Annotated in this window: 7 protein-coding genes; all 7 read right to left on the bottom strand. The window is 42.6% G+C overall.

All coding sequences use genetic code 11. From position 1 onward, the window contains the following. Positions 1 to 4: 4 nt before the first annotated feature. On the bottom strand, positions 5 to 1,960 hold the full coding sequence (locus NQ503_RS11735; RefSeq protein WP_005427268.1) for a fructose-bisphosphatase class III: 1,956 nt from the start codon (positions 1,958 to 1,960) through the stop codon (positions 5 to 7). A gap of 76 nt (positions 1,961 to 2,036) precedes the next feature. After that, positions 2,037 to 6,518 carry a PolC-type DNA polymerase III gene (locus NQ503_RS11740; RefSeq protein WP_044926093.1) on the bottom strand — a complete coding sequence of 1,494 codons (4,482 nt, stop codon included), beginning with the start codon at positions 6,516 to 6,518 and terminating at the stop codon, positions 2,037 to 2,039. A 14-nt stretch (positions 6,519 to 6,532) separates the two neighbouring features. Continuing rightward, a complete protein-coding gene (ispG, locus tag NQ503_RS11745; RefSeq protein WP_005427265.1) occupies positions 6,533 to 7,588 on the bottom strand; it encodes a flavodoxin-dependent (E)-4-hydroxy-3-methylbut-2-enyl-diphosphate synthase in 1,056 nt (351 codons plus the stop codon). A gap of 62 nt (positions 7,589 to 7,650) precedes the next feature. Next, positions 7,651 to 8,829, bottom strand: coding sequence for a toxic anion resistance protein (locus NQ503_RS11750; RefSeq protein WP_005427264.1), 1,179 nt, complete (start codon positions 8,827 to 8,829; stop codon positions 7,651 to 7,653). Between the two features lie 50 nt (positions 8,830 to 8,879). Then, a complete protein-coding gene (locus NQ503_RS11755; RefSeq protein ID WP_259892566.1) occupies positions 8,880 to 10,067 on the bottom strand; it encodes a 5-bromo-4-chloroindolyl phosphate hydrolysis family protein in 1,188 nt (395 codons plus the stop codon). 103 nt (positions 10,068 to 10,170) lie between these two features. Continuing rightward, entirely contained in the window at positions 10,171 to 11,196 is a 1,026-nt protein-coding gene (locus NQ503_RS11760) for a branched-chain amino acid aminotransferase (protein ID WP_022388603.1), read from the bottom strand. Between the two features lie 118 nt (positions 11,197 to 11,314). Beyond that, a complete protein-coding gene (locus NQ503_RS11765; protein WP_005427260.1) occupies positions 11,315 to 11,806 on the bottom strand; it encodes a dihydrofolate reductase in 492 nt (163 codons plus the stop codon). Positions 11,807 to 11,847: the final 41 nt, after the last annotated feature.

The following is an 11,847-nucleotide window of genomic DNA, read 5'->3' on the forward strand; positions in this document are numbered from 1 at the left end:
TACTTTATTTTTTCTCTTTAATAATACCTTTTCTGTATGCGTCAAGCAACTGTCGCAGTTCACCGATACGTTCTTTCAGAGCTCTTCCAGTGTCTGTATCCCCTACTAAACGACGTTTGGATGTATAATGTACGGATACTCTGTTGGATACAATATCACTTTCTTTAGATATTGCCTGCTCCTTGGATGTAAAAGGCTCATGTGCCGTCAGCACCAGGCCATAAGAATTGTAGATCAGCGTATATCCGGCAATTCCTGTTACTTTCTGATAAGCTTTGCAGAATCCTCCATCAATAACAATTACTTTCCCATTGCATTTGACCGGACTCTCACCATCCCCCTGATGCACAGGAACATGTCCATTGATGATATGGCCGGTTTCCGGATCCAATCCAAATTCCCGTATCATTCCATCTACTACTTTTTCATTTTCAAGAAGATGATAATACGCACCTTTTGTTTCTTTGTGAGTTTCCTTATCTGCAATAAAATATCGTTCAAATGTAGTCATTTTATCCTTGCCAAATAACGGCGAAGACGGACTTGCCCAGATAAACCACAAAATATCTCTGCCCTTACGCTGTTCTTCTCTATCAACCGCATAAAATGCTCTCCGCACATATGCCTCCAGAACGTCATACAATTCACGTCCCTTATAAGTTTTTCCGTAAATCTGAATTTCCTTCAGACTTCCGTCTTCATTTAATGGAATACATCCATGAAACAGAAGATTTCCATTATATATCTTATAAAGTCCACCTTTGTCCAGCAACAACCGCATATGATTCTGCAATTTTTCGCAGTTTCGGAATGCAGTTTCCAGACGTTCCATCACATCCAGTTCTCCCGGAGTAAGTTCATACGGATGCTTCCAGTCAATCGTTGGAAATTCTGTATCAAGCATTGGATATTCTTTTCCATCTGCCAGTGTAACCGTACCTTTTTCCGGATTGATCCGGTGCAGCAGACATCTGTCTTCCATATGAAATTCTTTATGTCTTCGAAGCAGCTGTCCCTCCAGCTTAAACTGAATGATTGCAATTGCTTTATGCATCTTCTGTCCAAGTTCTTTTTCCAGTGCATTATAATTAGATGTTCCCTTCATTTCAAAAGCAGTACACGGATCATCTTTATATACTTCCATTGCAAATGTCGCAAGCGGAAGCATATTAATTCCGTATCCATCTTCCAGAATATCCAGATTTCCATAGCGGATACTGTTACGAAGCACCGTTGCTATACAGGCTCTCTGCCCAACTGCTGCCCCCATCCATACTACATCATGATTTCCCCACTGGATATCCAGAGAATGATACTGTATCAGACGGTCCATGATAAAATGCGGGCCCGGGCCTCTGTCAAAAATATCACCCAGAATATGCAGATGATCTACAACCAGTCTCTGTATCAGTTCTGCAAGTGCAATGATGAAATTCTCTGCACGGCCAATTTCAATGATCGTATTGACAATAGAATCATAATAAGCTTCTTTGTCGAGCACTTCCGCCTTTTCTGTGATCAATTCTTCAATAACATACGCATAATCCGGAGGTAATGCCTTACGTACCTTGGATCTTGTATATTTGGACGCTGTAGTCTTGCAGACTTCGATCAAACGGTACAAAGTAATCTTGTACCAGTTCTCCATATCTTCCTCTGTCTTTTTGACCAGCTGTATTTTTTCTTTCGGATAATAAATCAGTGTAGCCAGCGCCCTCTTGTCATTATTGCTCAGTGTATGGCCAAACACATCATCGATTTTTTTGCGTACAGCACCAGAACCATTGCGAAGTACATGCGAAAAAGCCTCATATTCTCCATGCAGATCCGACATAAAATGTTCTGTCCCTTTTGGCAGGTTCAGAATCGACTGCAGATTAATGATCTCAGTAGAAGCCTTTCCGATCGTCGGATAGAGTTCCGCAAGTCTCTGTAAATACCTTAACTCCTCTTTTTTCATAATTGTCTCCTTTTCGCTATGGTAACATACCCGGCTTTTCTATCGGTAATCCCCATTTTTTATAAATGATATCCATTCAGGCAATCACACCGTCAAACAATGAAAACTGATTAGACTGTGGAATATCTCCAAAGATTCCCAGATCATCCATCAGATCGATAACCGTCTTGCTGACCTTTGTCCGATCTCTGAAATCATCCTTCGACAGGAATTTTCCCTGTTTGGCAGCATCTACGACTGCCTCGGCAGCTTTATCCCCCATTCCGTCAATACAGTTCAATGCGGGCATCAGTTTGCCGTCAATGATCTGAAAACGATTTGCCTTGGCACGGTAAAGATCGATTGGCATGAACTCCAGACCTCGTGCATACATTTCCTGTACAATACGCATATCTTTGATCGTATCCTGTTCTTTCTTTGACGCTGCATCGCCCTTTTTGCGAAGTTCTGCAAGATAGAAATCTAACCTGTCACGTCCCATACACATCGTTTCATATGAAAAAGCCGTTGCACGGATACTGAAAAATGCCGCATAATATGCAAGGGGTTTAAATACTTTAAACCAGGCAATACGCCATGCCATCATAACGTATGCTGCTGCATGTGCCTTCGGGAACATATATTTAATCTTTTTACAGGACCAGATATACCATTCCGGAACATTGTGTTCACGCATGGTAGCTTCCCACTCTTCGCGCAGACCTTTTCCTTTACGTACAGCTTCCATGATCGTAAAGGCAAGGCTGCTTTCTACCCCCATGCTGATGAGATAGATCATAATATCATCTCGTGTACAGATTGCAGTAGAAATCGTTGCTTTTCCTTCTTCGATCAATGTCTGTGCATTTCCCAGCCATACGTCTGTACCATGAGACAATCCGGCAATACGTACCAGGTCAGAAAAATATTTCGGTTTCGTATCAATAAGCATCTGCATGGCAAAATCTGTACCAAACTCCGGTACACCCAGACATCCGAGCTTGCAGCCTCCAATATCCTCCGGTTTGATTCCCAATGCATCCGTACTTGCAAATAAAGACATAACTTCCTTGCTGTCCAAAGGAACATCACGGGCACTTAAGCCTGTCAGATCCTCCAGCATACGGATCATTGTCGGATCATCGTGTCCGAGAATATCCAGTTTCAAAAGGTTTCCATCAATAGAATGGTAATCAAAATGTGTTGTGATAATATCACTGTTCTCATCGTTTGCCGGATGTTGTACCGGCGTGAATTTTTCAATTTCCACGCCCACTGGAAGGACAATGATTCCACCCGGATGCTGGCCGGTCGTTCGCCGGATACCGGTACATCCCTGCACAATACGGTTGATCTCACAATAACGTTTGTGCTGTCCCCGTTCCTCATAATAATTCTTCACATAACCAAATGCCGTCTTCTCCGCAAGTGTACCAATCGTTCCGGCCTTAAAGGTCTGCCCTTTGCCAAAGATAACCTCTGTATATCGATGTGCATTCGCCTGATACTCACCTGAAAAGTTAAGGTCAATATCCGGTTCCTTATCTCCCTTGAATCCAAGGAATGTTTCAAAAGGAATATCAAAGCCTTCCTTACTCATCTTAGCGCCACACTTCGGGCATACTTTATCCGGCATATCGCATCCGGCCATACCTCCGAATTTCTTGACTTCCGGCGAATCAAAGTCACTGTATTTACATTCCGGACACAAATAATGCGGTGGCAGAGGATTTACTTCTGTGATACCAGACATAGTTGCCGCCAGTGAAGAGCCTACTGATCCTCGCGAGCCAACCAGATAACCATCTTCATTAGATTTCCATACCAGTTTCTGCGCGATGATATACATAACAGCATATCCATTGGAAATAATAGAATGCAACTCCTTGTTCAAACGGTCTTCTACAATCTTTGGAAGATTTTCACCATACATCTCATGTGCACGGTTAAAACAGATATCTTTCAGATCCTGATCCGAATTTTCAATAACCGGTGGAAATTTATCCGGATGAATCGGAGAGATCTTCTCGATCATATCTGCAATCTTGTTGGTATTGGTAATAACCACTTCTTCTGCTTTTTCACTTCCCAGATAAGAAAATTCTTCCAACATCTCTTCTGTAGTGCGCAGATATAGAGGTGCCTGATTATCCGCATCTGAGAATCCGTTTCCGGCCATAATGATCCGGCGATAGATTTCATCCTGTGGATCCATAAAATGTACATCACAGGTGGCAACAACCGGTTTCTTAAACTGATCTCCAAGTTTTACGATTTTCTTATTAAGTTCAATCAGATCCTCATTGGATTTCACACGATCATTTTTTTCATCTGCGATCATAAATGCATTATTTCCAAGTGGCTGAATTTCCAGATAATCATAAAAATTGACCAGTCTGGCAATTTCCGGTTCCGGTGCATTTCGAAGAAGTGCCTGATACAATTCGCCAGCTTCACAGGCACTTCCGATCAGAAGTCCCTCTCTGTGTTCCAGAAAAAGGCTCTTCGGTACACGTGGACGACGTCTGTAATATTTCAGATGTGACTGGCTAACCAGTTTATAGAGATTCACACGTCCGGTCTCATTTCTCGCCAAAATGATCGCATGATATGTCGGCAGCTTCTTAATTGTATTCACAGATACATTTCCCTGCTGGTTCAGCGTATCCATATCAAAAATGTCTCGTTCTTTTAACATTTCCACAAATCGTACAAAAATCTCAGCCGTACATGCTGCATCGTCCACTGCTCTGTGATGATGGTCCAGAGACACTCCGACAGCCTTGGCAACCGTATCCAGTTTGAATCGGTTCAGTGCCGGCAGAAGGAAACGTGCCATACCAACCGTATCCACATATGTATACTCCTGCGGCAGCCCCTGTCGTTTGCAGTTTTCTATAATAAAACTCATATCAAAGTCCGCATTATGGGCCACCATGACAGCTCCCGCGCAAAATTCAAGGAACTGCGGAAGTATTGTCTGAATATCCGGTGCATCCATAACCATGGAATCATTAATACTTGTCAACTGTTCAATTCTGTACGGAATTGGTACCTTTGGATTCACAAACGTCGAAAAACGGTCTGTGATCACACCATTTTCGACTCTCACAGCACCAATCTCTATAATCTGACATGTAAGCGGTGAAAATCCTGTTGTCTCAATATCAAATACAACAAATTTACCATCAATCGGCTGTCCCTGACTGTTGGTAACAATTCCTTTCATATCATCAACAAGATATGCTTCCATACCATACAGGACTTTAAAATCTGAATCTTTCGGAACACATCCTCCCCATGCATCAAAACAGTGGTTTGCCTCCGGGAAAGCCTGTACAACACCATGGTCTGTAATTGCGATTGCCTTGTGTCCCCATTCGTAAGCTCGTTTTACCAGATCCTTTGCAGTCGTAACACCATCCATATCACTCATTTTGGTATGGCAGTGCAGTTCCACTCGCTTCTGTGGGCTGGTATCCATTCTGGTACTACGGAAATCTGCAATTTTCTTAATTCCAGATATTGATCCGATCGTTAACTCACTGTCAAATCGGTCAATCGTTGTTACCCCTTTAAATTTCAAAAAGGCACCTTTTTTGACAGATTCCGTAATCTCAGGTACCTGTTCATTTCTCAGAAACATTTTGATCACAATAGAATCTGTAAAATCTGTTACCGGAAAGATCAGGATTGTTTTTTCATTACGGATCTCACGTGCTTCCACATCTATAACCTGTCCACGGATGATGACTTCTCCCATCTCACCGGTAATGGATTCCAGATCAATGGTATCTCCCTCAAAATCTCTTCCATAGATCACATCCGGATTGCTGTCTTTACGGAATCCACCATAAAACTCTCCACGCTGGTTTTTCTTCTCAAATGTTTTTGGTTTCTGTTCTGTTTTATTAGTCTTCGCTTCTGCCTTTTTGCCATCCTTTACTTCCGTCGCAGCCGTTTCTTCCTCTTTCTCATCCTGCAGCGGCTCCGGTGTCAGTTTGGCATGTTTCAGCACATTCGCCACTTCCTGTCGAATCTGCAGTGCTGCATTTTTGCGATATTTGCTCTCTTCTGCCTCTACGAACTGCAGGTTGATCTTAAGATTCATTCCGCATCGTTCACAAAAAACTTTTTCCAGATATTCCACCAGAATGCCGCTTTTTTCTCTGGATATCACAGAATCAGGTAAAGTCAGATCCATCTGCTCATCTGATGGAAAAGCAATCTGTGCACGCTTAAAAAGATTGTATTCAAGCATATTGAAGTTCTTCAGTTCCACTTCCATACTGGAACGATAAACTTCCAGAAAATTGGCCGGGGAATACTGTCTAGAAAGATGAAAACGTTCAATCACTGTTACCTGTATTTCAAGGCCGGAAAAGCACTGTCTCTCAATCTGATCTTCCAGTGCCATAATATTTTTCTTATGGATCCAGCGTTCACTATGGATATAAACCCACAGTCTCGTCTTCGCCGGATTGCAGGAAACTCTTGAAACAGTTACCATCTCCAGCCATTCATGCAGCTGGTCTTTTACTTTTAAATTGGGAAATACATCGAAAAATTCTTTCTCCACACTCTATGCCTCTCTTATCCCTCCCAATGAAGCAGTTCCTCTCTTAAAGTATCCAGAAGCTGGTCTTCCGGTACTTTCTTCACAATCTCACCTTTTTTGATCAGCAGACCGACACCAACACCTCCGGCAATCCCAATATCTGCTTCCTTTGCTTCACCAGGTCCATTCACCACGCACCCCATAACAGCAACTTTAATGTCCAATGGGATATCCTGTACCATTGCTTCTACTTTATTTGCAAGCCCGATCAAATCAATACGTGTACGTCCACATGTCGGACAAGAAACAACTTCTACGCCACCTTTACGCAGTCCCAGTGTCTTAAGGATCCGTTTGGCAGATTTTATTTCTTCCAATGGCGCGCCCGTCAAAGAAACACGGATCGTATCTCCGATTCCCTGTGAAAGAATGATTCCAAGTCCTACGGCAGATTTGATATTTCCAGAATACAGAGTTCCCGCCTCTGTAATACCAACATGAAGCGGATGATCTGTTTTTTCTGCAATCAGCTCATGTGCTTTGGCACACATCATAACATCCGAAGATTTGATACTGATCACAAGATTGTCATACCCCATCTCTTCAATGATACGTACTTTATCCAGTGCACTCTCCACCAGTCCTTCTGCTGTTACACCATGGTATTTTTCTACCAGCTCTTTTTCCAGAGAACCACTGTTGACTCCTACACGGATTGGTATATTTCGCTCTTTTGCAACATCCACAACTGCCTGAATACGGTCAGTACTTCCGATATTTCCAGGATTGATACGAATTTTATCTGCACCGTTTTCCATTGCGGCAATCGCCAGTCGATAATCAAAGTGAATATCTGCCACCAATGGAATGTGAATCTGCTTTTTGATTTCTTTCAGTGCCTGCGCAGCTTCCATAGTCGGCACTGCACAACGGATAATATCACATCCTGCTGCTTCCAGCTCCAGAATCTGGCGGACAGTTGCCTCCACATCTTCTGTCTTTGTATTCGTCATAGACTGAATCAGAATTGGATTACCTCCACCAATCTTTTTATTTCCTATCTGTACAACTTTTGTATGATCACGATACATGCTCTTCTCTCCTTTTTGACGAAAAAGCGGAGCTGTTATTTTTAAACAGCCCCTCTTGTATTTCAGTGCTGAATTTCCAACAGTTTAGCCTTCAGGTCATTTTCCATTCTGACCATTTCAGCTTCCGCTGCCTGGCGTTTTTCTCTGCCCTCTTTCTGAATCTTCATTACATCATCCAGCGTCTGAATCAGATCTGCATTGGTTTTCTGAAGTGTTTCCATATCCACAATACCACGTTCCGATTCTTTTGCTGTCTCTACCGATGCCATATGCAGTTTCTCTGCATTTTTTCGAAGGAGTTCATTTGTAAGATCCGATACCTGGCTCTGTGCCTGCGCCGCCTCTGTTGAATGTGCAATGCCAAGTGCCAGTACCATCTGGCTTTTCCAGAGTGGAATCGTATTGACCAGTGTAGTCTGAATCTTTTCTGCCATCATCGTATCATTATTCTGGACAAGGCGGATCTGTGGTGCTGTCTGCAGTGAGATCATTCTGGTAAGTTCCAGGTCATGAAGTTTTTTCTCAAAACGGGCACATTTACTGTCCAGATCCTTAGCCGCCTGCGCGTCCTCCGGGAGTCCGGTCATTTTCGCCTTTTCTTCCAAATCATGCAGTTTGCCGTTCCTGGTCTGTGCAAGCCTCTGTTTACCAGCCTGAATATACATGGAAAGCTCTTTAAAATACAGGAGATTCTGTTCATACATTTTGTCCATCATTGCAGAATCCTTGAGCAGACGAACCTGGTGCTTTTCCAGTGCATCTGCAATCTTTTCTACATTTACTTCAGCCTTGTCATATCTGTTTTTCAAATTTTCTACTTTATTTGCCTGTTTTTTGAAAAATCCCAGAAAACCTTTTTCCTCTTCGGCATCAAATCCCTTCAGTTCTCCAACAACTCCTGAAAGAAGTTCTCCGACTTCACCAAGATCCTGTGCTCTTACGTTTTTCAATGCCTCATCTGAAAAATCGGCCATCTTTTTCTGTGTCCCAGCGCCATACTGCATGACCTGTGTCAGATTCTCCACATCAATCTTAGATGCAAAATCGTCCACCATCTTCTGTTCTTCCGGTGTCAGTACTGTCTGTGCCATCTTCTGCTGGACCGGATCCATTTCCGGTGCAACTTCCATCAGTTGTCCTTGTACCTGCACTTCCGGCTCCTTCTTCACTTCCGGTGCAAAATCTGGTTCCAGTGTAAGTGACGGCATCCCTGTTTCTGCCTGTTTCATTTCATCACCCATATCGTTCTCCTTATCGTGTTCTGTGGCAAATGTATTTTATACTCGTTTTTTTATAATTGCTTCTTACTGAAATCATTTCCAGTCAGTCCTTCCTGTGCAAGCATCGTATGAAGCACCGATATATCACTGGAAACATCCCATGCGGTATCCTGAAAAACTGAATCCAAGAGCTTTGCAAATGCTTCATTTAAAGTATCCAGCGTATCTTCAATTTCTTTTTTGGATGAGCGGATCGTCTCTCCCTGAATTGGCTGTCTGTCCATTTCCTCATAAGCATCCAGAAGTTTCACTGTCATAGGTAGATAATAATCCATCATTTTTTTAAGGTCCGGGATAATTTCCGGATGCTCCTCTGCCCTCTGAAAAATCTGTTCTACAATCTGTTCCATGCGGGCAATTTTAGCCGAGATCTCTTCTCCCGGGATTGCATCATTACTTGCATGGATTTTTTGAATATATGCTTCACCTTTATCCAGAACTTCCTGTACTTCCGGACTGATCTGTTTCTGCTGCTCTGTTTCCTGCTGGCGTTTTCTGCATTCTTCTTCGTTTCGCTGCTCCAGTGCCTTCTGTGTCTCTGTATACTGTCGATATGTTTCTGTGCTCGTGATCAGGCATGTTTCCTTCTGATCTGTCTGTCCTTCCAGAAACCAGCCTTTCTGAATCATAAATCTGATATCTTTTTTTACAAATTTCACACTGCGGCCCACAGCCCCTGCCAGACGTTCAAAATCACAATACGTTCTGTCTCCAAGTGCCTGTACATATTTCTTGAAGCGTTTCAATCTGCCAAGTCCTGTACAGCCTCCATAGATCATCCCCACGCCTGCCAGTGTACCAATCAACGTCACTGCTGTCGAAGTGATACCGCCGTGACCTATTACAGCCTGCAGAATCTGCACTGTCAAAAGTCCTATTGCCATACTTCCGGAAAGAAGCCCACCGAATACGATCAGCAGAATATCTTTTACCTTTTCGCCTCCGGTATTTCCGTACAGTTCCGGATGAGTTTCCTGTATTTTCTGATTCATAACTTTGTGCTCAGTTTTTTTCTGAACCGTCGCAGGATGCTCTTTCTGATATTGTTTCAGTGTATTATTAACCATCTTCGTGATGGACTGATTCAGTTCCTGATAATTGCTTGTTTTTACAGCATTTTCTATTGTTGTCTGCACTTCGCGGACTTTTTGCTCCACAAAGCTGAAGTCCATTCCGTTATCGTAAGATTTTTTGTCCATTCCGTCCTCCTGTAAACTCTCTCTTATTATAACGAAATACAAACAAAAAAACAAGGCGCAGGACATCTGCCTGTACCTTGTCTTATATCTGATACAATAAATCTTATTCGATAACTTTGATCCAGCCTTCCGGAGCTTCGATGCGTCCCATCTGGATGCCGGTAAGTGTCTCGTAAAGTTTCTTTGTTGTAGGTCCCATTTCTTCCATTCCGCTTGGGAAGCAGATTTCTTTGCCATGGTCTACAATCTTGCCAACTGGTGAGATAACAGCTGCGGTTCCGCAGAGTCCACATTCCGCAAAGTCTTTTACTTCGTCCAGATATACTTCTCGTTCTTCTACCTTCAGTCCAAGATAATGCTCTGCAACATAGATCAGAGAACGACGTGTGATAGATGGAAGAATACTGTTGGACTTCGGTGTAACAACGGTATTATCCTTTGTAACAAAGATAAAGTTCGCTCCACCTGTTTCTTCTACTTTTGTTCTTGTAGCAGAATCCAGATACATGTTTTCATCATATCCCTGACGATGCGCATCCATGATAGCATGAAGACTCATTGCATAGTTCAGACCAGCCTTGATATGACCTGTTCCATGCGGTGCAGCACGGTCAAAGTCTGTGACACGGATCGTAATCGGTTTTGCGCCACCTTTGAAATACGGTCCAACCGGTGTAGTCAGAATACGGAACTGATACTCGTCAGCCGGTTTAACGCCGATAACAGGGTTACTTCCAAACATATACGGACGTACATACAGAGTTGCACCAGAGCCATATGGTGGTACATATGCTTCATTTGCCTTGATTGTCTGTACAACAGCCTCTACAAAACGGTCTTCCGGGAATACCGGCATTTCCAGTCTTCTTGCAGAATTTGCAAGACGCTCAGCATTGAGATCCGGGCGGAAAGTAACAATATGTCCGTCTTCTGTTGTATAAGCTTTCATTCCTTCAAATACAGTCTGTGCATACTGGAATACACAGGCACATTCATTCAGTGTAACATTCGGGTCTGTAGTCAGCTGTCCTTCATCCCATTTACCATCTTTGAAATTGGCAACATAACGATAATCTGTCGGAATATAACCGAATCCGATGCTGCCCCAGTCAATGTTCTTTTTTTCCATAATATATCTTCCTCCAGTCATATGGATTTCTTTTCCAGTTACCCTTCTCAGTAACTCTTTTCATCCATTTTAGCACTTTATCGTGGTGACTTCAATGCAAAATTTGCAGAGAAAATATTTATTTTATCCTTTCATATTTCATAAAAGAATACTCCAGATCAAAATATGTCTGCTCATCGCTTTCCGCAGTTACTTTCCACTCCGGCATTTCATCCAGGTTTGGGAAATAGCTGTCTGCCTCATATGCAAAATCAATTTTTGTCACATGTGCTGTATCACAGTAAGGCAAAAGCTGTTTGTATACACTGTCTCCACCAATACAGTATACTTCCTCTGACGGATATTTTTTTATTTCTTCCAGAAGTTCTTCTACAGTGTGGACAATGATCGCGTCTTTGACATTGTAATCTTTGTTTCCTGTCAGGACAATATTTGTTCTGTTCTTAAGAGGCAGCCCATTTGGAAAACTTTCCAGAGTCTTACGTCCCATAACAACAACTTTTCCAGTTGTTTCCTGGCGAAACATCTTCATATCTGCCGGAATACTTACAAGAAGCTTGTTATCTTTACCGATTGCCCAGTTCTTATCTACTGCTACTATAATATTCATACTTCATTACCCTCTTCTCTACAGCAATATATTTATTTTCA

The organism is Blautia obeum ATCC 29174 (genome assembly GCF_025147765.1).
Taxonomy (GTDB): Bacteria; Bacillota; Clostridia; order Lachnospirales; family Lachnospiraceae; genus Blautia_A; species Blautia_A obeum.

Bases quoted from the DNA above. Each gene is read 5' to 3' on its own strand.
- ispG (WP_005427265.1), bottom strand. From the start codon at position 7,588: ATGTATCGTGATCATACAAAAGTTGTACAGATAGGAAATAAAAAGATT.
- NQ503_RS11765 (WP_005427260.1), bottom strand. From the start codon at position 11,806: ATGAATATTATAGTAGCAGTAGATAAGAACTGGGCAATCGGTAAAGAT.
- NQ503_RS11750 (WP_005427264.1), bottom strand. From the start codon at position 8,829: ATGGGTGATGAAATGAAACAGGCAGAAACAGGGATGCCGTCACTTACA.
- NQ503_RS11755 (WP_259892566.1), bottom strand. From the start codon at position 10,067: ATGGACAAAAAATCTTACGATAACGGAATGGACTTCAGCTTTGTGGAG.
- NQ503_RS11735 (WP_005427268.1), bottom strand. From the start codon at position 1,960: ATGAAAAAAGAGGAGTTAAGGTATTTACAGAGACTTGCGGAACTCTAT.
- NQ503_RS11760 (WP_022388603.1), bottom strand. From the start codon at position 11,196: ATGGAAAAAAAGAACATTGACTGGGGCAGCATCGGATTCGGTTATATT.